Here is a 21227-nt window from a genome sequence, read left to right on the forward strand (position 1 = left end):
TTTACACGCGGCTTAAAATAAACCACACTGGCTAAAAGAACACGTTTCTTACAGCGGTTAGTCCGTAACGCTTATTTTGTAATCTCTATTGTGAAAGCGTTAACAAATAGCCTTGCCTGTAAAAACACTCTGTCGAAAATAATGAGGCGCTTTAATGCTAGATACCATCTCTTTTTCACAACGCCAGCGACTGGCTTACATCGATTTTTGCCTCTTATTCAAGGGCGCTATTCATCGACAAGACCTTATTAAGCGTTTCGAAGTGGGGCTGTCTGCCGGCTCTCGAGACTTTACGCTTTACAAAGAGTTAGCGCCTGACAACTTGGTGTATTCAGCGCAAGAAAAACGGTATTTTCAAACAGAATCCTTTTTGCCACTATTCGAGCACGATGCTAGACGTACGTTAGTCAAATTAGCCAATGATATTTCAGATGGCTTTGATGCCATCGGCGATATTCATTTTCCCGTTGAAAGCGCGTCGTCCCTTAACGTGCCGGATATATTTGTTGTGGCTAAAGTAGTGCAAGCTATTGTGAATCAAAAAGCCATGAGCGTGATTTATACGTCGCTTAGTAGCGGCTCAGGCGCGCGAGAGCTGGTGCCCCATAGTATTGTTGATAACGGGCAGCGGTGGCATGTTCGCGCATTTGATAGAAAATCTCAGAGTTTTCGAGACTTTGTATTAACCCGTATTAGCAAGGTGACAGTTAAAGATACTCCTAATGAAATTGAGCGCAAAGACTGTGACGAGGCGTGGCAAAGAATGATACCTCTTGAAATTGTTCCTCACCCTAAAAATATTAAATACCCTACAGCGATAGAGCTAGACTATGCCATGGAAGAGGGCGTATTGGTGCTTCAAGTACGTGCTGCAATGGCGGGGTATTTGCTCAGACGATGGAATGTGGATTGCACTAAATTAGCCAGTCTGAGAACGGGGGAATATCAACTGTGGCTGAAAAATCAGGCAAGCTTGGCAAATATAGACAATCTTGCAATTGCACCTGGTTATACCAGTGAGGAAGTTGAGTATCAGTAAAATGATGCTGACGATTAGGCTATTGCTCTAGCTGCTGTGCAAGCCAGAGCAATAGCTGTAGTGAGAAAAATAGGGCTTAGATAATGGTGCAATAGTGCAATAGTGCAATGGTGTAATGTTAACCATTAAGGCTAGCTCATTCACCTAGGTGCTTTCTGATGCAGGTGATCAAAGTGTCTTTGTCTATAGGTTTGGTCAGAAAGTCGTTCATGCCAGCCGCTAAACACTCTTCTTTGTCTTCAATGAATGCATTCGCTGTTAACGCAATAATGGGTGTTTTCAAGTCCAAAGTGGCTCGAATGGAGATGGAGGATTCAATACCACTCATCACCGGCATATTGCAATCCATGAGAATGAGGTCAAAAGTATACTTAATACAGGCCTCAAGTGCGTCCTGCCCATTTTTAACATGCAATATAATGAAGTTTTCTTGCTGTAAAAGTGCTTTAACAATTTCTGCGTTAATCTCATTGTCTTCTGCTAGCAGTATGCGCTTTTTCTTTACCTTAGTTTTTGGCGTTTCAGAAATAGGAGAAGAACTGGCTAGTAATTTACGCAAATCTTGTTCTATTTCACGTCTATTGATGGGCTTGGCGTGTGATCGCCATACTACTTCCGTTAACGTGTCCTGACCGTTAAGCCATTCCAATTCTGCGGACACTACAATTATTTTTGGCAGGACACTGTGCTTACTGTGTTTCAATTGTTCAATGAGGTCTAAACCACTCAAGCCGGGCATGGCTAAATCGATGATAATGGCGTCATAGTCAAACGGGGTGTGGTTTAAAAAGTCGCTGGCCGAAGAATAGCACGTACCTTCAATATGCATAGAAGCCAATATGTGGGCTAAATATTCTCTGCTAGTTTGTAAGTCGTCGATAATGGCGCACCGAATATTTACTTTTGACTGAACGGGCATAGGCGGTAAACGGGCTTCCTGTGTGTTCATTGTAAATGAAAAGGTAGTCCCTTCTTCTACCGCTGACTGCACGTTTATGTCGCCACCCATCAGCTGCGCCAGCTGTTTTGCGATGCTCAAACCAAGGCCCGTTCCGCCAAACTGACGAGTAGTGGAGTGGTCGGCTTGTTCAAACTTTTGAAAAATTTTGTCAAGAACATCTTCCTCTATGCCAATTCCGGTATCAACAATATCAAACGTGAGTAAAAGTGAATCGCCCGAAATGGCATGACTGACATTCAATGACACGCTGCCAGAAGAGGTAAACTTGATTGCATTGCTCAGCAAATTATGCAGAATTTGTGCGATACGAGTCACGTCGCCCTCGATAATGGGGGGAAGGCTAGCCTCTTTATGATAGTGAAACTCGAGTCCTTTCTTTTGGCAAAAAACACGTTGTAACGACACTACATCATCTAGAACTTGAAGTAGATCGACAGGGACTTTTTCTATTTTAATCTTGTTTGCTTCAATCTTTGAAATATCGAGAATATCGTTAATAAGCGAAAGTAGCTGCCTACCTGAACTCTTCGCTTTTTTAAGGTAGATATTGCTTTTACTCGGATTGTCAATGGCGAGCTCAATCATCCCAAAAAGCCCGTTCATTGGTGTTCGAAGTTCATGGCTCATGCTAGAAAGAAAATCTGATTTTGCTTGGCTCGCTCGCCGTGCGTTTTCCGCTTCTTCCATAGCCACGTTTTTCAGTTTAGTGAGACGAGCTAACGAACGACGTATTTGCTTTTCCATTGGCGTAAAAACAAATACCGCTTCAATAACGAGCAGCAGTAACGTTATTAGCCAAAGATACAACGTAAAATTTGCCGCATTTTTCACACGGGCGTTGGCCTCGTTTTCAAATAAGGTTACGGCCATATCTAAGTGCGTAAGAAGTTGTGTAGAGTCTGCAATTATCGAGGATGAAGCAGACGGTTGTATTGATGCATTTTGCAAGCGTGCTGTGTGGCACTCTCCATCGACTTCACTAGATGCACCGGTTGGACTTGCCGCATTGGCCAGTTTGTCTCTGCCGCTTTTTATATAGTTGTTAACAGCCTTGTCGAGGTTTACATTTTTAAAATACAAGTCTTTATGCGCGGCTGATAGATTTGCAAGGGCGATGAGCTTTTCATGGTTACTTTCAAGCTTGTCTAATGAGGACGCTAAATAACGTTGTGTCTGCGAGCTACCACATAAATTAGTGGATGACCTTAACAACGCAATTCTTTGAGAAAGCATTCGCTGCTGTCCAGCAATATTGATTATTTCGGCATCTTGACGCTGGTCGCTTAATAGGTCGTTAATGATAAAAAAGGAAAGAGTCACTGCAGTGGCAGTAAGCAAAAGGGCAAAGATATACTGAGACTTTATGGTCATTATAATCGCATTAGGCAAACCTTACCTTACAATGTAATAGACACGCATTTCATGTGCAACTTGTCAGCTGTCGATACAAAGGGCGCTTTAGACTCAGCAAGCACCTTATTTAAGGGCTTTTTTACCTTGTGCTCCCATTTTTTCGGGTTATCAATTGGCGCTAGCGCTTTTTTGCTTTCAGATAGTTCGTCTTCATTCGGCAAGCGAACCACCCGAATATTACTGTGTTCAAAATCTTCATTAATTAATCCTTTTTCTGCATATGCACAAAGAATGTCTTTGCGGGGATAAAACCCCCATTTTTCACGGAAAAGTTGTGCATTATGGACAAAATCTAATAAATGATTGACGGGGCATCGCGTGAGGTCGCGTGCAGGAGAGAAAACAATAGAAGGATGGTCTGTGATTGATAATCCCACACTACGGCACTGGGTGAAGAAGTCTTCGTCGTTTAGCCCGTAACCGTCGTAGGTTTCATCGAAGCCGCTGGTTTTTTCAAAGTCTGCCTTACGTATAAAAAACATTGCAGAAGCACTGCTATCGTTACTAAGTTTTCCATGATTATCGTCCTGTTTGTCTACTGACCCTGTATTTTTTAGCAAGCTCGCTTTAGGTAAAGCGTCGTTATGTTTAGTGTCGCTTGTTTGTGTTACAGAAAAAGGTTCGTTTGCAAAAATTCTGCTTTTGACATGTAAAAGCTCAGAATACGGTTGATTGCGAGAAGTGATTGGAATATAGCTTACCGGTGCTCTCATAATTGATGATGGAGCGAGTGCTGATACCGCTTCTTTAAAGCAAGCTGACGAAAAAATAGTGTCGACACTGATATACGCTAATATGTCGTTTTTCGCATCAAACAATCCTTTGTTTCTTGCCTTCGCAATCGGAAGCTCGTCCTGATTGACAAATTTGTGTTCAATGGCGAATTTATTGCTTGTGACTAGAGATAAATCAGACGGTGGTGTCATCCACACAATGAGTAACTCATTAGGGGTAGGGCTGCATGCCTCAAGCTGATTAATGAGGTTACAGAGCTTTTCGGTCCTGTTTTTCACTATTGTTATCACACTTACTGGTGCGCTCATCTTAAATATCCCTTTTTCATCGTCATTAGAGAAGACGTTTACTGGAAAAGAGCATGAACTGGATGTGCTCTTATACTTTCGTCTAAACGACAGATTGATAGCACTAGGTAAGCAATAGTTAGTCCATTATGTAATGTGTTGTTTAATATGATTTTTTTTGTTTTTCTGCGCTGGAGTGTAGAGGTGCAATGCCCATATTTGTCAATAAGAGGGTAAAAATTACAGGCAAGCATTCACATCGCTACAGGATAGGTATTTTCACTTTATTTATACGATTAACGCTATGCGATGGTAATGTTATTTGGTAACCTAATATCAATGCTTAAGTAACTATTTTTCAATAACTTATTAAAGTTATTTTTTGCTTGTATGCGTTTAATGAAAGTGTAATGCCATTGTACTAGCGTTATCTTTTAACCTATAACTATGCCTCTTACGTAAAAATGTAGGGTTATGTTTTTATTTTACTTCCTTATAAATGGTGGTTAATTCTGTGTCATCCCAGTCTTATGTAGAAATTAGGCACTACGACAAGCAAACGCTACGCCTTGTAGACGTTATTTCAGGCATTTCACCTAACGCCATGCGCAGAGTGTTTGGCGGTTGGATATTCTTTGCTGCGGTGGTTGCGGTGATCGTTATTGTGGCCCCTGATCTGAGTACTCAGTTTGTTGGACTAACGCTTTTTGTATTGGTTGCCTTTACACTTATTATGTTCGGTCAGAGCCGAATTTCAGAGGGGTGGCCTGCAATTATCAGCGATGACAATGTTATCGGCGTTGTTCGCGACCCCGTTAAACGTGAGTACATATGCGTTGATAAATCATTAATTGTGGATGCAATACCCACATTGATAAAACCAAACAAAAAAGCGGTAGAAATTCAGCTTCGCAGTGAACAGCTTACTGTTGAAGATAGAGAAGTTTTAAAACAAGCAGTTTGGCCGAGAGAAGGTAAGTTGGTGGGACTAGCACATTTTAAACGCCGTGAAGATGCGTGTGAAAGCGTTATGTGGTGCACGAATAAGTCGGCCTCAGCGAAGTCATAAGATGTAATTCGGAGCGCTTTCCCATAAGTGCTGCCATCACGCAACGTTACTTCATTAACCAGTTGTAATGATCAAGCCCCCAAATTGGGGGCTTTTTCGTATGCGAACTATTTGGTTTGAATTAACTGGTTTGAGCTTGGCTTAAATCCTTGTAACCGATTTGAGCCTACTATTCATTCGCTTCTTTAAGCACAAGCTCGGTATAAAGCGGGTAATGATCTGAGCCAATATCTGAGAGCCTTTCTAGGTCTACCAGCGCAAAATGTGAAGAATGAAAGATATGATCCAGCGGCCATTTTATCAGCGGGTAGTGAGCGTGAAATGTGTTATAGAAGCCGCGTCCCTCCCTTGGATCTAAAAGCCCGCTTATCTTTTTAAACTTGCGAGTAGTGGGCGACCATGCCACATCATTTAAATCTCCCGCAACGATAATTGGCTCTATCGTTTGCGCCACTTCTTGTCCCACTATATTAAGTTCAATATCTCTTGGGCGAGCGTATTCGTTTTCTGTAGGGCTAGGTGGTTTGGGATGAAGAAACTGAAGAATGACACGTTCACCATCAACCTTGATGGCTATTTTTACCGACGGTACATCATCTTCCACTAAAAAACGAAGCGTGTGCTCCTCAAATTCATACTTGCTATACAAATGCATACCGTAAAGATTTTCCAAGGCGCAAAACTGCGTATAAGGGTAGTCTTTTTCGATAGGCTTTAACGCCCGCTCCCATTTTTCATTTGATTCCAGAGTTACCACAAAGTCGGGTTGTTTATTGTTAATATGGTCGATGAGCTTTTGATAATTGCTGTTAGGCATAAAAACGTTACTAGAAAGAATGCTTATCATACGCTGCTTTTGGGGGTTGCTATCGCGGATTACTTCCTTGCGGTAAAGCCCAGTGTAAGGAAAAATCCAAATAGCCTGATACAGTAAACTAATGCCTAACCCTGCGACAAGTGCGGCAAGCAGCCAAAAAGGTAACGAAAGACTTTTATAGCAAAGTAGGGTGATAAGTACCGCAGTAATTAACACCGCAAGTTGTAACCTTGGAAATTCCCAGACTCTTACTAGCCAATGTGATGATGGCAGTAATGGCGCAGCGCTAACTACAATAAAAAAAACCGAAAGTGATACAAGAAAAATGTCCATTAAATATCCGTATTAATTGCGTGTAACTCACATACGTTCAAGGCTAATGTGAGCGATGTCTGTTCTATGCAAAGTGATGTAATTAGTAATTAGTGCAAATGCTCAACTGTACATGCTAAATGTGTGCCCTTTAAGTTAGAACACCCGCATAAAAAAGCGTTTAATGAATTACCCTACTGGCTTCATCATAGCAGTACAACTGTGATGAAGCCTACTTCAACATTGACTACTGTTGTGAAAGTCTTATCTTCATGTACAGATTCTTCGGCTACTTGATGTACTAGACGCTATAACGCCTCACTTCAATCTGTAGAATTGAATTAACACAGCCAACACTTATTTATCTTTCTAAGTTTATGCTTACTGCTGTAAGTGCTTGAGTTTATCATCACAGCATTAATCTAAATGAGAATCAGTAAAAATTGCTTAAAAGTACGCAAACTTTGCAACTATATCTTTCCTGTGCTGGGTTGGCTATTTAAAAAGTGTATATATAACAGTGGCTTATTTCGTTGGCATGAACTTGGCTACATCTCTTGTGAGTTTCAACAAAGGAGAAATGTTATGAAACGTACAATACTATCTATTATTGTTGCTACATCATTGTCTACTGCTGCTGTTGCAGGTGATATGAATTCAGACAGCCATTCAGATAACGCATGGGAAAAAGGTGCCAAAGACGCATGGATTGATGGCAAAGCGGAAGCGACGCTGCTGTTCAATGGTAACCTAGATTCTTTTGACATCAATACCGACGTGAAAGATGGCGATGTTATTTTAACTGGTAAAGTAGATAACTCGGTGGACAAAAAACTCGCCGAAGAATTAGTTGCTAACATCGACGGCGTAATGTCAGTCGATAACAAGCTTTCAGTAATTGAAGATAAAGATATGGATTCAATGACATCAGATATGTCTGACGACCTTGAAGACGGCGTAGATGAAGGCACAAGCGAACTAACAGATGCGAAAATCGCCACGGTGATTAAAACACGTTTGCTGATGGACTCTGATATTTCAGGCTTCGACATCGACGTAGACGTCGAAAATGGGAATGTTGTGCTTACGGGCACCGTAGATTCTGATGCTGAGGAAGACCTTGCGGTAGAGATTGCGAAGAATGCTTCTGACGTGAAAAATGTTGAAAACAATCTTGAGGTTGTAACAACCACAGCGATGAACTAACTATTTAGTATGCTGATAAGAAAGGGGCTTGCGCCCCTTTTTTCGTTTTTATAGTTAGCTAGGTGCTCAATACTAATTGAATGCAGTTTTTCTCGGCACCCTATTCAACACAATTAGTTCAAGCATGTTTGTCTAAGGCTAATGACTCTAGTTATTCTACATCTACTATTTTAAGCGTGTTAGTCGCGCCGACTTTTTCCATTTCATCGCCATAGGTCAAGATAATACTATCCCCGCTTTCCACTAAGCCTTTTTCTTTTAAACATGCAACAACGTCGTGCTTAAGCTTGCCTGGCTCGCTGTTTGATGAGTCGAAGAATACTGGCTTAACACCACGATAAAGGGCCATTGCATTGAGCGTGCTCTCGTGGCGCGACATGGCGATAATTGGCAGTGATGTTGTAATTCGAGACATTAACTTTGGCGTGGTGCCGCTTTCTGTCAACCCTACAATTGCTTTTACGCTTGGTAGGTGATTCGCGGCATAAACCGCAGATAGCGCTATAGATTCACTGGTCGATGAAAACTGTTGATCCATGCGATGCTTGGAAATTTTTACGCTAGGGTGAGTCTCTGCTCCCTCGCAAACACGTGCCATTGCTTGAACAGTTTCAATAGGAAAACTACCCGCCGCTGTCTCAGCTGACAGCATAACTGCATCTGTGCCATCTAATACGGCGTTGGCCACATCCATAACCTCTGCACGAGTGGGCATAGGGCTATCAATCATAGACTCCATCATTTGAGTGGCTGTAATAACCACTTTATTGAGCTGACGTGAGCGAGCGATAAGTTTCTTTTGAACGCCAACGAGTTCTGCATCGCCTATTTCAACACCCAAATCGCCACGGGCAACCATGACAGCGTCAGAGGCGCTGATAATATCGGTAATGGCGTCATCTGTCGCAACGGTCTCTGCGCGCTCTACTTTGGCGCAAATTTTTGCATAGCAGCCAGCAGCTTCAGCAAGCTCACGAGCGTAATTAAGGTCGGCGCCGCTGCGTGGGAACGACACAGCAAGGTAGTCTACGCCAATGAGCGCTGCCGTTCTTATATCTTGCTTGTCTTTTTCTGTTAACGCCTCTGCTGACAAACCACCGCCTTGGCGGTTAATGCCTTTATTATTAGACAGCTTGCCGCCAACGGTAACTTCCGTCATTACCTTTCGACCTTCTACACCTGTTACCTTCAACTGTATGCGTCCATCGTCGAGCAATAGAATATCGCCAGCTGACACATCATCAGGTAGTGCTTTGTAGTCTATGCCTACGTGGTCAACCGTGCCTTCATCTCGCTCAAGCTCAGCGTCTAGTACAAATTTTGCACCAATCTGTAATTTAACAGCGCCTTCTTTGAATCGGGCTACGCGAATTTTAGGCCCCTGTAAATCACCGAGTATTGCTACATATTTACCAAGGCTTCTCGCTGCTTCACGAACACGTTTTGCGCGCTCGATGTGATCTTCTGCTTGCCCGTGAGAAAAGTTCATGCGAACCGTGTTTGCTCCAGCAGCAATAAGTTCTTTAATTTTTTCAAGTGAATCGGTTGAGGGGCCTAATGTGGCAAGAATTTTGGTTCTTCTGGTCATGGGATTCCGTCGCTGCTTCTTTTATAGAAAAGATGGGTAAAGCTGATCTTTCAACTCAATGAGCGCTGTAATCGCTTTACGTAATTTTATTACAGAATAGTAGAGTATTTTGACAAAAATGTGAATGAAAGAAAGAAAAACTCCCTACTGGCTCGACCAGTTGTCGTTAACTTTCCTCTATTTTGCGAGAAACAGATTGATAGTCGCAGTAAAGTTTGAGTATAGGTTACTGACGCTTACACGCAAGCGTCAGTAATGTATAAGTAAAAGAGAAGGGCATGGAAAATAATTGATAGAAGAAGGAGTGAAGGAAGAGATGCAACCCTTAGCCATCTCTTTTATCGTAACGAGACCCACGCAATGTATCTTTCACCCGTTTTAGATTTTCTCTGAATTTATTGCCACGGCGAAGCGTAAATCCGGTAGCAAGTACATCGATGAGGGTCAGTTGTGCAATGCGCGATGCCATGGGCATGTACATGTCGGTATCTTCAGGTACTTCCAGCGATAATACGTAGCTGCACTCCTGCGCCAGTGGGCTATCAGCTGATGTTATGCCAACAACAGTGGCGTCGTTCATTCGCGATATTTGCGCAATTTCCACTAAGCTTTTGGTTCGACCTGTGTGACTTATCAACACCACAACGTCTCCAGCAGAGCAATTCATACAGCTCATGCGCTGCATCAAAATGTCTTCAAAGTAAACAACGGGCACGTTAAACCTGAAAAACTTGTTCAACGCATCGTGAGCCACAGAAGCCGATGCACCAAGACCAAAGAAAGAAATCTTCTGTGCTTGAGTAAGTAAATCAACAACCCGATTGACTACATTGACATCTATCGACTGTCTCGCTACTTCCAGAGAAGCCATTGTCGATTCGAAAATTTTGTTGGTGTATTCGTCTGGGCTGTCGTTTTCATCAACATGACGGTTCACGTAGGGCGTACCGTTTGCGAGACTTTGCGCCAAATGGAGTTTGAAGTCCGGAAAGCCTTTAGTATCTAGTCTGCGGCAAAATCGATTCACAGTTGGCTCGCTGACATCCGACATTTTAGCTAAGGTTGCTATACTTGAATGGATGGCAGTTTGAGGATTAGCAAGTATAATCTCAGCAACTTTCTTTTCTGATTTGCTAAACGCAGCTTTGTTTTGAGTTATTTTTTCTAAAATGTTCATACAGATACGGCAAGTAATTGGCTCGGTTTATTGTAAGGTACACCCTAATAGTACCCAATGTGAAAGCTGTGACAAGAAAAATGTAATTTTTTAACATTTTTTGTACTGTAAATGGTAATAGACAGGGGGCTATATCATCGAAAAGTAAAGAATCTCATCGTATAGCTTGTAGAAGTTGTAATTTTACTACATTTGGTGTTAACTATACGGTAATTATAGTCGTTAGTGTTGTAAATAAAGAACCAACACGGCACTTAAAACCACATTTAAAAGGTCGACGAATATGGTAATGGATAATTCCTACGAACCCTGTGATTTTGTACTCTTCGGTACACTTGGGGATCTTTCACGACGCAAGCTGTTGCCATCACTTTATCAGCTTGAAAAAGCGAATCTAATGCACCCTGAAACCACTATTGTGGGTGTTGCTCGCCATGATATGTCTTTAGAAGATTACATTGAAGAAGTGCATACAAACTTAGTTAAGTTTGGCGAACAAGATTTGTGTGAAGCTACATGGGAAAGAATGCGCGCTCGCTTACATTACGCGTGTGTTGATATGAAAAATGTCGACAGCTACTGTGTGCTAGACGACCATGTAGACCCATCTCGCACCATGGTGTGTTATTTAGCAACACCGCCTGCTATTTACGGTGATATCTGTCGTGGTTTGCACAGCTGCAAAATTATTGATTCAAGCGTACGCGTTGTGCTTGAAAAGCCAATCGGTCATGATCTTGAGTCGTCGAAAATAATCAACGAACAAGTTGCAGAGTATTTTGACGAGAAGCAAATTTACCGCATTGACCACTACCTTGGTAAAGAAACGGTACTTAACCTAGTGTCGTTGCGTTTTGCTAATTCAATATTCGCAACAAACTGGGATCATAACTGTATAGACCATGTGCAAATCTCAGTGGCTGAGTCTGTGGGCATTGAAGGCCGTTGGGGTTACTTTGATGACGCCGGTCAAATGCGCGATATGGTGCAAAACCATTTACTGCAGATATTGAGCCTAGTGGCCATGGAGCCACCAACGACGCTTGATGCAGACAGTATTCGTGACGAAAAACTAAAAGTACTTAAAGCGCTGCGTCCTATCAATGCCACTAATATAAATGAAAGTATTGTTCGCGGTCAGTACACATCGGGTTTTGTGAAAGGTGAAGAAGTACCTGGATACCTTGAAGAAGAGGGTGCCAACACGCAAAGCAAAACGGAAACTTTCGTTGCTATTAAAGCGGAAATAGATAACTGGCGCTGGGCAGGAGTTCCATTTTATCTGCGCACTGGTAAACGCATGCCAAATAAGGTGAGTGAAGTTGTTATCTACTTCAAACGACAGCCTCATAATTTATTCGGCGACAGCTTTAAGAATCTACCGCCAAACAAGTTAGTTATCCGTCTACAGCCAGATGAAGGCGTAGAAATTACCGTAATGAATAAGGTACCGGGTTTAACTAATTCGGGCTCTATGGACCTTCAAAAGTCAAAACTTAACCTAAGCTTTTCAGAAGCGTTTGCTGATGAGCGCATTCCCGATGCTTACGAAAAGTTATTGCTTGAAGTTATGCTAGGTAATCAGGCGCTGTTCGTTCGTCGCGATGAAATTGAGCAGGCGTGGACGTGGGTTGATTCAATACTCGATGCATGGAAGTCATCAAATGAGCCTCCAGAGCCTTACCAGGCTGGTACTTGGGGCCCGGTTGATTCCATCGGTTTATTAGCGCGTGCAAATCGCAGCTGGTACGAAAGCAAAACGGTAAAGAAGAAATAATATGGCACTCACTACATTATCATTCGACAACCCAGACGCGCTTACCAGCGCGTTTGCAGAAGACTTAGTTAGTATCCTTAAAACAGGTATCAAAACCCGTGGCCGTGCCTCGCTTATTGTTAGCGGTGGTCGCACGCCGCTAGCGTTGTTCAAGCAGTTGAGCGACACCGACCTTGAGTGGGATAAAGTAGACGTTACTCTTGCCGACGAACGTTGGGTAAATGAAGATCACGACGCCAGCAATACGAGTTTAGTTAAAAATAACCTTATTCAAAATAAGGCCGCAGCCGCACGCTTTGTTGAATTAAAAAGTGATGTAGAAGATGCAAACGAAGGTGTGAATGTTGCTGAGCGTAATTTAGCCAGCATGTCTCAGCCTTTCGATGCACTTATTTTGGGTATGGGGGAAGACGGTCATACTGCATCGCTTTTCCCATGTTCAGAACAAGTTAATGACGGCCTTGATATGAGCAGCGGACGAACGTGTATCGCTGTTCAACCTACAACAGCACCTCATCAACGTATTTCACTAACGTTACCCGCTTTACTCAATAGCAGAAATATTTTCTTGCACCTTACCGGTGAGAAGAAAAAACAAGTACTACTCGACGCTATTGAAAACGCCACCGAAGCGCAAAAGCCCATCACAGCCGTTGTCAATAGAGCGCCGGTTACTTTGATGTGGGCGCCATAGGAGACAAGAAATGAACCCAAAAATTGCCGAAGTCACGCAACGCATTATTGAGCGTAGCAAAGAAACGCGTAAAGCGTATTTAGAGAAAATTGAAAAGGCTCGTCGCCAAGGACCACATCGCGGTGTGTTATCTTGCGGTAACCTTGCTCATGGTTTTGCCGCCTGCGGCACAGAAGAAAAGAGCGATTTGCGTTCGATGACGAAAGCAAACGTCGCCATAGTTTCTTCATACAATGATATGCTTTCCGCGCATCAGCCTTACGAGACTTATCCCGCGGTTATCAAAGAAGCGATAAAAGAAGTGGGCAGTGTTGCACAGTTCGCCGGTGGTGTGCCTGCCATGTGTGATGGTGTGACTCAAGGCCAGTCTGGTATGGACTTGAGCTTAATGAGCCGTGACAATATCGCGCAAGCCGCAGCCGTGGCCCTTTCACACAATATGTTTGATAGCGCTATGATGCTGGGTATATGTGACAAAATAGTGCCTGGTCTATTGCTTGCTAGTTTAACCTTTGGACACTTGCCAACGGTATTTGTACCTGCGGGTCCAATGCCCTCGGGATTACCAAACAAAGAAAAAGCGCGAGTTCGACAACAATTTGCAGAAGGTAAAGTGGGTCGTGATGCATTGTTAGATGCCGAGTCACAGTCTTATCACTCGGCAGGGACATGTACTTTTTATGGTACAGCAAACTCAAATCAGTTAGTGGTAGAGATGATGGGACTGCATCTACCAGGCTCTTCGTTTGTTAACCCTGGTACACCATTACGCGAAGCGCTAACGAAAGCCGCTGCAGTGCAAGCAACCCGTTTGACTGATTTGGGTGATAACTACACGCCAATTGGTCATATTGTCGATGCCAAAGCGATTGTCAACGGTTTAGTAGGTTTGTTAGCAACAGGTGGGTCTACCAACCACACTATGCATTTAATCGCAGTAGCGCGTGCAGCAGGCTACATTGTTAATTGGGATGATTTCTCAGACATCTCAAACGCAGTGCCGTTAATGACCCGTATCTATCCAAACGGTTCAGCCGATATTAACCATTTTGTGGCCGCTGGCGGTATGTCATTGCTAATAAGGCAGTTGCTTGATGCTGGCTTACTGCACAACGATGTTAAGACAATTTGCGGTGAAGGCTTAGACTTCTACACCAAAGAGCCAAAACTTGTTGACGGTGAGCTAGAGTGGCACGACGGCCCTACTGAATCACTTGATAAAGAAGTGCTAGCAACGGTAGATAAGCCGTTTAAACCAGACGGTGGATTAAGTGTACTTGACGGTAATTTAGGCCGTGGCGTAATTAAAACGTCTGCGCTTCGCACACCACATTGCACGCTTAAAGCGCCAGCAGTGGTATTCGAAGATCAGTTTGAACTAGACGCAGCATTTAAAGCAGGTAAGTTAGATAAAGACTGCATTGTGGTTGTGCGATTCCAAGGTCCATCAGCTATTGGTATGCCAGAGCTTCATCGCTTAACGCCTCCTCTGGGCGTATTGCAAGATAAAGGCTATAAAGTGGCGCTAGTCACCGACGGTCGTATGTCTGGAGCGTCAGGCAAAGTGCCAGCCGCCATCCATGTTACCCCTGAAGCCTATAAAGGCGGTTTACTTGCTAAAGTGCAAGAAGGCGACATTATTGAGCTCAACACAGAAACAGGTGCTCTGACTCTTCATGTTGACGAAGCAACATTGGCAGCCCGTGAACCAGCCCCTGCGAATTTGGCTAACCATCATGTTGGAATGGGACGCGAAATGTTTGCGGGAATGCGCGCAATACTTACTGGCGCAGAAGAAGGAGCTTGCTCTCTTTTTTACACTCAGGAGCAAGCGTAATGAGCCAAGGATTTGTGGCTGACGTTGGCGGAACTAATATACGTTTGGCTCGGGTTACCGAGTCTGGCGTTGCCGACATCAAAAAATATATGTGTGAAGAATTTGCCAGTATCGATATGGCCATAGCACAGTATTTTTCAGATATGCCTCATGTTTCCTTTGGCGAAGGCTGTATTGCTATTGCGTGCCCCGTTCTTGGCGACCAGGTAGAAATGACCAACCACAGCTGGGCGTTTTCACAAAATGCATTGCGTTCACAGCTCAAGCTAGATGCACTGTTTGTGATAAACGACTTCACAGCAGTTGCTCATTCACTTCCTGTGCTAAGTAGCGACCAAGTAATACAAATTGGCGAAGGCACTGCCACTGAAAAAGGCAACATTGCTGTTTTCGGCCCAGGCACTGGCCTAGGTGTTGAGCATATTACCATGACGGATTCTGGCTGGCAGACATTAGACGGAGAGGGGGGACATATAGACTTCGCTCCGGTTGATGAAACTGACATTGTTGTTTGGCGTTATTTGCAGTCTACTTTTGGAAGAGCATCCGCTGAAGAAGTGATGTCGGGTCGCGGAATTTTGAACATTTACACTGCACTTGCTAAACATGCTGACAAGCCGGTTGCTTTTCAAGAGCCAGCGCAAATTACTGACGCAGCCCTTGCAGGAGCCTGCGAGATATCTGCAGCTGCCCTTACTCAGTTTTGCCGAATAATGGGAAGTTTTGCCGGCAACCTGGCACTGAATATGGCAACCACTGGAGGTATCTTCATTGGCGGCGGTATTGCTAACCGCTTTCCAGATTTTATACACAATAGTGACTTCAGAGCGAGATTCGAAGCTAAAGGTCAAATGAAACACTATGTAAAAGATATTCCTACCTATTTGATAGCAGAGCCTGATCATGGCCTTTTAGGCGCAGCTGCTTTTCTGAATCAAAACACAGCGAGTTAAATTATGACGACTAAATGGAAGTACACTCCAGAGGAAATTTTTGCGGCCGGACCTGTGGTTCCTGTATTGGTTATCAACGACGTAGAAAAGGCTGTTCCTTTGGCGAAGGCGCTGATGGCCGGTGGAATAAAAGTGCTAGAAGTTACCCTTCGCACACCTTCTGCTATTGACGTTATTAAGCGTATTGCGCAGGAAGTACCTGACTCTCTGATTGGCGCTGGTACAGTAACCAATGCACAGCAGCTAAAAGCGGTTGTAGATGCGGGTGCTAAATTCGCTATTAGCCCTGGTATGACTGCCGATTTACTGAAAGCGGGTATGGACGCAGAAATACCGCTGATTCCAGGTATTTCATCAACGTCAGATTTGATGAAGTGTAAAGATGCGGGTTATACGCACGTGAAATTTTTCCCTGCTGAAGCATCTGGCGGCGTGAAAGCCATTCAATCAATCAGCGGCCCGTTTCCAGACGTGACATTTTGTCCTACTGGCGGCATTGGCCCTAATAACTACAACGATTACCTTTCACTGAATAACGTGAAATGTGTGGGTGGTTCGTGGTTAGCGCCTGATGACGCGATTGAGTCAGGTGATTGGGACCGTATTACGCAGTTAGCGAAAGAAGCGGTTGCCGGTGCAAAGCTTTAATTATACTGGCCTAAGCTAAACGTATCAGCATTAAAAAACCTGCCAATTGGCAGGTTTTTTGTTTTATTCAATGCGTATTTGTCTGACGTTGTACCCACACCGCACTTGAGGCTTATTTCGGCACGATTATCTGAGCCAGTTCAAACTTTTCTCCTGGCTCAAGCTTAAGCCCTTTTGTTACCGACGATTCCACGCACAGCATATGCTTGTAGCCAAACGGGTCCATATCAGAAATAGAGGCTGCACCTTGCCACGGGTTCCATACCACGAGTGAGTCGTTACCTTCTGAAATGACATCAGTAAATTCAGTGCTATCAACCGAAATGGTTGCTTGTTTTACCGCAGATAAGTGAATACGGTCTGTTTCGGCATCGATAGTGTAGGGCACAGGTGTCGGTTTTACCGCCCATTCATCGAGCTTATCTTTGTACTCACCCGTTATTCCAACAAGCTCAGTATGGTTAATATGGTCTACGTGAAAGTAGGTGTGTAATGCCGTGTTAAACGAGAAAGGAGCTACACCGGTGTTCTCAGTTTCTATGGCTACACGTAGACTTGCGCCTACGTGTATTCGAAGCATAACGTTACAGTCGTGTTCAAAGCCTTCTGCACGGGTAAACGAAGGAGTCAAAGCTAGCGTTGTTCCACTTTCGTCTTCTGATGACTCTGTGAGTTGCCACACTTGAGTTCGCAAAAAACCATGAGACGGTAACTCACCGGCCTCCTTGCCGTGGTCGTTTGCAAACCATGGCCAGCAAATAGGGATACCCCCTCTGATAGGGCGTTCGCCGTTTAAATAAGCATGAGGGCTAACCCAGAGCCTGTCTTTACCGTCTGAAGCAGGCACAAATGATAAAACGTGCCCACCGAACAAACTGATTTTTGCCGACGCAAACTCATTGTTAACGTTGAGAAATGAAAGTCCGTTAGACTCACTGATAGAAATTGACGGTACCGGCGACATAGATGCTCCGCTAAAAAATAAAGAAAATGAAAACGTAAAACTTAAACGACAGAAATAAAATAACAGAGCTTATACGTCAGAGCTCATACGACAGAGCTTAAGCTAAAAGTGACGAAACATTACCACTGCCACAGAAACAAAAAAGGCGCAGATATGACATCTACGCCTTTAGATTACCTTAACTGTTAAACAAATAAAGCGTTAACGCCGCAAAATTTGTTATTGCTAAGTTATTTAGAGATGTGAGCAACCAAATCAAGTACTTTTGACGAGTAGCCCCATTCGTTATCATACCAAGATACCACTTTAACGAAGGTATCAGTAAGTGCGATACCCGCTGTCGCATCAAAGATTGACGTATTTGCGTTGCCAATGAAGTCATTAGACACAACAGCGTCTTCGGTGTAGCTCATAATACCTTTAAGCTCACCCTCAGAGGCTTCTTTCATTGCCGCACAGATATTGTCGTAGCTTGTTGGCGTTGCCAAGTTTACGGTTAAATCGACCACTGAAACGTTTGGCGTTGGAACGCGAAATGCCATACCGGTAAGTTTACCGTTAAGCGCTGGAATGACTTTACCTACCGCTTTAGCGGCGCCAGTTGACGAAGGAATGATGTTCTGGCCAGCGCCACGGCCGCCGCGCCAGTCTTTCATTGAAGGACCGTCAACGGTTTTTTGTGTAGCGGTTGTTGCGTGAACTGTTGTCATTAGGCCGTCAACAATACCAAACTTGTCGTTGAGTACTTTCGCAAGCGGTGCAAGACAGTTTGTGGTGCACGATGCGTTAGACACAATGTTTTCACCCGCATAGCTGTCGTGGTTAACACCCATAACAAACATTGGCGTGTCGTCTTTAGATGGCGCAGACATAACCACTTTCTTAGCACCCGCTTCGATGTGTTTAGCGGCTGTTTCTTTCGTTAAAAATAGACCTGTTGATTCAACAACTACATCTACGTTAACGTCACCCCATTTTAAAGAGGCAGGATCTTTTTCTGAGGTAATGCGGATAGTCTTGCCGTTTACAACTAGGCTTCCATTGTCTACGGAAACTTCACCGTTGAAAACACCGTGAGTAGAATCGTATTTTAGTAGGTAGGCAATATAATCTGTGTCTAGCAAATCGTTTATTGCTACAACTTCGATGTCTTGACGCTCTGCTGCTGCGCGCATTACTAGGCGACCGATGCGGCCAAAACCATTGATACCGATGCGAATTGTCATAACGTACCTCGAAAATTTAAAATAAAATGAAAATAAATTACGTAAAGTATGGATCAAAATGCCATAATTAGCAAAATAAAAAGATAAAGTGTTGCAAAATTACGAACAAATGCTTATGCAAACGTATTCAGTTTCGCCAGCGCGTCGTTTCTAGAATAATGTTAAAAAATTGTTTGTAGACGCTTTCTGCAAGTTTGCCTATGCCAGCGTCTTTTGCCGAATAACAGGAATGACTCATAATGACACAACAACTTCTGCAACAACTGGTTGAAATGCGTGGAATCGAGACCCACTACGTCGACGCATGGGGCAACCCGACAACCATCGCAGAACCGAGCAAAGCGAAACTATTAAACGCGCTAGGCTATGACACATCCAGTGATGAAAAAATTCAGTCTCAAATAGCTCAAGATGTTTCCTCCGTTTGGTTGTCGCCGCTTAATCCCGTCCAGGTAGTCAGAGCTACTGAAGCAATTTATTTGCCTGTGCGTCTACCTATCGAACTTGTTAATGACGAGCATGTGTTTGAGATTACCTTAGAAGATGGAAGTCAAAAGCAATACCCGTTTACGCCTGTTGACCAAGAAATGTCGTCAATGGCCCACATCGATGACGTAGAGTTTCATGAATATGCAGTGAAAGTGCCTTTGGACTTCCCTCTGGGTTATCACAATATAGTACTTAAAGCCGACGACGACCAACTTGGCACCTCAAGACTCATCGTTGCGCCAGAAGCGTGCTATAGCCCAAAAGAAATCAAGGAAGGAAAAAAAATCTGGGGCCTAAGCGTTCAACTTTATTGTGTGCGCAGCGAAAACAACTGGGGGATTGGTGATTTTTCTGACCTAGCAAAACTGATTGATAATGCGGCGGGGGTGGGGGCTGACTTTATCGGTCTTAATCCGATACATGCACTTTATCCGGCAAACCCAAATGCCTGCTCACCTTATGGCCCAAGCTCACGTCGTTGGTTGAACTATCTATATATTGATGTCACTGCTGTTGAAGGTTTTGATGATAAATCCGTTCAAGATGTGGTCAATGCGGATGACTTTGCTGATACCTTGAAACATGCCAGAGACGCTGAACACGTAGATTATGAAGCGGTAGCCAAGCTAAAGCTTTCCGCCCTATACGCCTTGTTCAACGTATACGATAAACAATTTCTACGTGGCAAAACACCGCAAAACAAAGCGTTTAACGACTTTGTTGAAGCCGGTGGAGAGAGTCTTGATATGCTTGCGGTTTACGATGCATTGCAGTCTAAGTTAAAAGCAGACGGCAAAGAAAGCTGGGGATGGCCTGTATTTCCTAAAGCGTACAAAGATTACCACAATTCTGCGGTTGCTAAATTTAAGAAAGATAACGCTCACGACGTTAAGTTTTATCTGTTCTTGCAATGGATTGCTGCGCAGCAGCTCGACATGGCAAGCAGCAGAGCACTTGATGCCAACATGACCATTGGTCTTTATCGCGACCTAGCGGTTGGTGTGAGTGAAGGCAGCGCTGAGATTTGGGGTAACAAAGACTTGTACTGCACCGATGCAAGTGTGGGTGCACCGCCAGATATTCTTGGTCCGTTAGGCCAAAACTGGGGTTTACCGCCAATGGACCCTCAAAAGCTCTATGAGCAACAATATCAACCCATTATTGACTTGTTCGCATCGAACATGGCGTCTTCTGGCTCATTGCGTATTGACCACGTGATGGCACTCCTTCGCCTGTGGTGGGTGTGTAAAGGTGATAGTGCCAAAGAGGGTGGGTACGTTTACTATCCAGTAGATGATTTACTTGGGATTTTAGCGTTAGAAAGCCACCGAAATAAAAGTTTGGTTATTGGCGAAGACCTTGGAACAGTGCCGGAAGAAATTCGCAGTAAGCTTGCACAAAATGGCGTTTATTCATACCGCGTATTTTTCTTTGAGCAGGCCGAGGACGGTGGTTTTTATTCACCAAGTCATTACCCTGAACAGTCGATGAGCACGTTAACAACCCACGATATGCCAACGCTTATCGGCTACTGGCATTGTCTAGATTTAGAGTTGGGTAAAGAGATTGGGTTGTACCCAACGGATGATATATTGCAAACCCTGTATGCTGACAGGCATGAAAACAAGCAGGAGATCCTTAATACACTGCACGGGCATCACTCTATACCAGCACATGTGGGACACGATGTTAATGTTACCGGTATGAATCGAGAGCTTAACAACGGCATGCAGGTTCACATGGCTGGTGGCTCAAGTGCGCTGCTGAGCTTGCAGTTAGAAGACTGGCTGGAAATGGATAAGCCCGTGAATATTCCTGGTACGTTTAACGAATACCCGAATTGGCGCCGAAAGTTGACACAGAATATTGAGTCAATCTTTGAAAGTCATGATATAAATGCGTTAGCGTCTAAACTTACTGCTGCAAGAAAACAAGCGAGTCATCGTTAACCTTGCAGGGTAATTTAATGAGAGGCGCTCTGTGTTGCCTCTCACTATGACTAAGTTAGGCCCGCGTTACGCGGGTTTTTAATAGG

General features: G+C 43.8%; 16 protein-coding genes. 9 read left to right on the plus strand and 7 right to left on the minus strand.

Translation table 11 applies throughout. The features are described 5' to 3' along the window. Positions 1-154 precede the first annotated feature (154 nt). Complete coding sequence (locus V7R39_RS13095) at positions 155-1039, plus strand: WYL domain-containing protein (RefSeq protein ID WP_334031209.1); 885 nt, start codon at positions 155-157, stop codon at positions 1037-1039. 136 nt (positions 1040-1175) lie between these two features. Here the strand turns inward: V7R39_RS13095 and V7R39_RS13100 are convergent, their stop codons facing one another. Beyond that, positions 1176-3371, minus strand: coding sequence for a response regulator (locus tag V7R39_RS13100; RefSeq protein WP_334031211.1), 2196 nt, complete (start codon positions 3369-3371; stop codon positions 1176-1178). A gap of 26 nt (positions 3372-3397) precedes the next feature. Further along, positions 3398-4456 (minus strand): glycosyltransferase family 2 protein, encoded by a 1059-nt coding sequence (locus tag V7R39_RS13105; RefSeq protein ID WP_334031212.1) that lies wholly within the window; start codon positions 4454-4456, stop codon positions 3398-3400. A 493-nt stretch (positions 4457-4949) separates the two neighbouring features. On the opposite strand from V7R39_RS13105, the gene V7R39_RS13110 reads away from it, so the two are divergent. After that, positions 4950-5504: a hypothetical protein gene (locus tag V7R39_RS13110; RefSeq protein ID WP_334031214.1), complete on the plus strand. Its 555-nt coding sequence runs from the start codon at positions 4950-4952 to the stop codon at positions 5502-5504. A 169-nt stretch (positions 5505-5673) separates the two neighbouring features. Here the strand turns inward: V7R39_RS13110 and V7R39_RS13115 are convergent, their stop codons facing one another. Beyond that, complete coding sequence (locus tag V7R39_RS13115; protein ID WP_334031216.1) at positions 5674-6654, minus strand: endonuclease/exonuclease/phosphatase family protein; 981 nt, start codon at positions 6652-6654, stop codon at positions 5674-5676. 564 nt (positions 6655-7218) lie between these two features. On the opposite strand from V7R39_RS13115, the gene V7R39_RS13120 reads away from it, so the two are divergent. Further along, positions 7219-7839 (plus strand): BON domain-containing protein, encoded by a 621-nt coding sequence (locus V7R39_RS13120; RefSeq protein WP_334031217.1) that lies wholly within the window; start codon positions 7219-7221, stop codon positions 7837-7839. Positions 7840-7990: 151 nt separating this feature from the next. Here the strand turns inward: V7R39_RS13120 and pyk are convergent, their stop codons facing one another. Continuing rightward, positions 7991-9427, minus strand: coding sequence for a pyruvate kinase (gene pyk, locus V7R39_RS13125; protein WP_334031219.1), 1437 nt, complete (start codon positions 9425-9427; stop codon positions 7991-7993). A 325-nt stretch (positions 9428-9752) separates the two neighbouring features. Beyond that, positions 9753-10604 (minus strand): MurR/RpiR family transcriptional regulator, encoded by an 852-nt coding sequence (locus V7R39_RS13130; RefSeq protein ID WP_032096656.1) that lies wholly within the window; start codon positions 10602-10604, stop codon positions 9753-9755. Positions 10605-10887: 283 nt separating this feature from the next. On the opposite strand from V7R39_RS13130, the gene zwf reads away from it, so the two are divergent. Genes zwf through V7R39_RS13155 form a run of 5 tightly spaced genes read left to right on the plus strand, consistent with a single transcriptional unit; the run spans position 10888 to position 16513 of the window. Next, on the plus strand, positions 10888-12381 hold the full coding sequence (gene zwf / locus V7R39_RS13135) for a glucose-6-phosphate dehydrogenase (protein ID WP_334031221.1): 1494 nt from the start codon (positions 10888-10890) through the stop codon (positions 12379-12381). A gap of 1 nt (position 12382) precedes the next feature. After that, positions 12383-13075 (plus strand): 6-phosphogluconolactonase, encoded by a 693-nt coding sequence (gene pgl, locus V7R39_RS13140; protein WP_334031222.1) that lies wholly within the window; start codon positions 12383-12385, stop codon positions 13073-13075. A gap of 10 nt (positions 13076-13085) precedes the next feature. Further along, entirely contained in the window at positions 13086-14912 is a 1827-nt protein-coding gene (edd, locus tag V7R39_RS13145; protein WP_334031224.1) for a phosphogluconate dehydratase, read from the plus strand. Continuing rightward, complete coding sequence (locus tag V7R39_RS13150; RefSeq protein ID WP_334031225.1) at positions 14912-15865, plus strand: glucokinase; 954 nt, start codon at positions 14912-14914, stop codon at positions 15863-15865. The genes edd and V7R39_RS13150 overlap by 1 nt, the downstream gene beginning before the upstream one ends. A 3-nt stretch (positions 15866-15868) precedes the next feature. After that, the gene (locus V7R39_RS13155; RefSeq protein WP_334031226.1) at positions 15869-16513 is read left to right on the plus strand and encodes a bifunctional 4-hydroxy-2-oxoglutarate aldolase/2-dehydro-3-deoxy-phosphogluconate aldolase; all 645 of its coding nucleotides are present in this window, start codon (positions 15869-15871) and stop codon (positions 16511-16513) included. A gap of 112 nt (positions 16514-16625) precedes the next feature. On the opposite strand, the gene V7R39_RS13160 is transcribed toward V7R39_RS13155, so the two are convergent. Then, on the minus strand, positions 16626-17477 hold the full coding sequence (locus tag V7R39_RS13160) for a D-hexose-6-phosphate mutarotase (protein WP_334031227.1): 852 nt from the start codon (positions 17475-17477) through the stop codon (positions 16626-16628). Between the two features lie 230 nt (positions 17478-17707). Further along, positions 17708-18703: a type I glyceraldehyde-3-phosphate dehydrogenase gene (gene gap / locus V7R39_RS13165; protein ID WP_287009212.1), complete on the minus strand. Its 996-nt coding sequence runs from the start codon at positions 18701-18703 to the stop codon at positions 17708-17710. A gap of 239 nt (positions 18704-18942) precedes the next feature. Here gap and malQ point away from each other — a divergent pair, with 239 nt between their 5' ends. Further along, positions 18943-21141: a 4-alpha-glucanotransferase gene (malQ, locus tag V7R39_RS13170; protein ID WP_334031230.1), complete on the plus strand. Its 2199-nt coding sequence runs from the start codon at positions 18943-18945 to the stop codon at positions 21139-21141. Positions 21142-21227: the final 86 nt, after the last annotated feature.

Source organism: Alteromonas sp. P256 (assembly GCF_036864455.1).
Classification (GTDB): domain Bacteria; phylum Pseudomonadota; class Gammaproteobacteria; order Enterobacterales; family Alteromonadaceae; genus Alteromonas.

Excerpts from the sequence above, each read along its gene's own strand:
- V7R39_RS13095 (WP_334031209.1), top strand. The coding sequence starts at position 155 with ATGCTAGATACCATCTCTTTTTCACAACGCCAGCGACTGGCTTACATC.
- V7R39_RS13100 (WP_334031211.1), bottom strand. The coding sequence starts at position 3,371 with ATGACCATAAAGTCTCAGTATATCTTTGCCCTTTTGCTTACTGCCACT.
- V7R39_RS13105 (WP_334031212.1), bottom strand. The coding sequence starts at position 4,456 with ATGAGCGCACCAGTAAGTGTGATAACAATAGTGAAAAACAGGACCGAA.
- V7R39_RS13115 (WP_334031216.1), bottom strand. The coding sequence starts at position 6,654 with ATGGACATTTTTCTTGTATCACTTTCGGTTTTTTTTATTGTAGTTAGC.
- V7R39_RS13120 (WP_334031217.1), top strand. The coding sequence starts at position 7,219 with ATGAAACGTACAATACTATCTATTATTGTTGCTACATCATTGTCTACT.
- pyk (WP_334031219.1), bottom strand. The coding sequence starts at position 9,427 with ATGACCAGAAGAACCAAAATTCTTGCCACATTAGGCCCCTCAACCGAT.
- V7R39_RS13130 (WP_032096656.1), bottom strand. The coding sequence starts at position 10,604 with ATGAACATTTTAGAAAAAATAACTCAAAACAAAGCTGCGTTTAGCAAA.
- zwf (WP_334031221.1), top strand. The coding sequence starts at position 10,888 with ATGGTAATGGATAATTCCTACGAACCCTGTGATTTTGTACTCTTCGGT.
- pgl (WP_334031222.1), top strand. The coding sequence starts at position 12,383 with ATGGCACTCACTACATTATCATTCGACAACCCAGACGCGCTTACCAGC.
- edd (WP_334031224.1), top strand. The coding sequence starts at position 13,086 with ATGAACCCAAAAATTGCCGAAGTCACGCAACGCATTATTGAGCGTAGC.
- V7R39_RS13150 (WP_334031225.1), top strand. The coding sequence starts at position 14,912 with ATGAGCCAAGGATTTGTGGCTGACGTTGGCGGAACTAATATACGTTTG.
- V7R39_RS13155 (WP_334031226.1), top strand. The coding sequence starts at position 15,869 with ATGACGACTAAATGGAAGTACACTCCAGAGGAAATTTTTGCGGCCGGA.
- V7R39_RS13160 (WP_334031227.1), bottom strand. The coding sequence starts at position 17,477 with ATGTCGCCGGTACCGTCAATTTCTATCAGTGAGTCTAACGGACTTTCA.
- gap (WP_287009212.1), bottom strand. The coding sequence starts at position 18,703 with ATGACAATTCGCATCGGTATCAATGGTTTTGGCCGCATCGGTCGCCTA.
- malQ (WP_334031230.1), top strand. The coding sequence starts at position 18,943 with ATGACACAACAACTTCTGCAACAACTGGTTGAAATGCGTGGAATCGAG.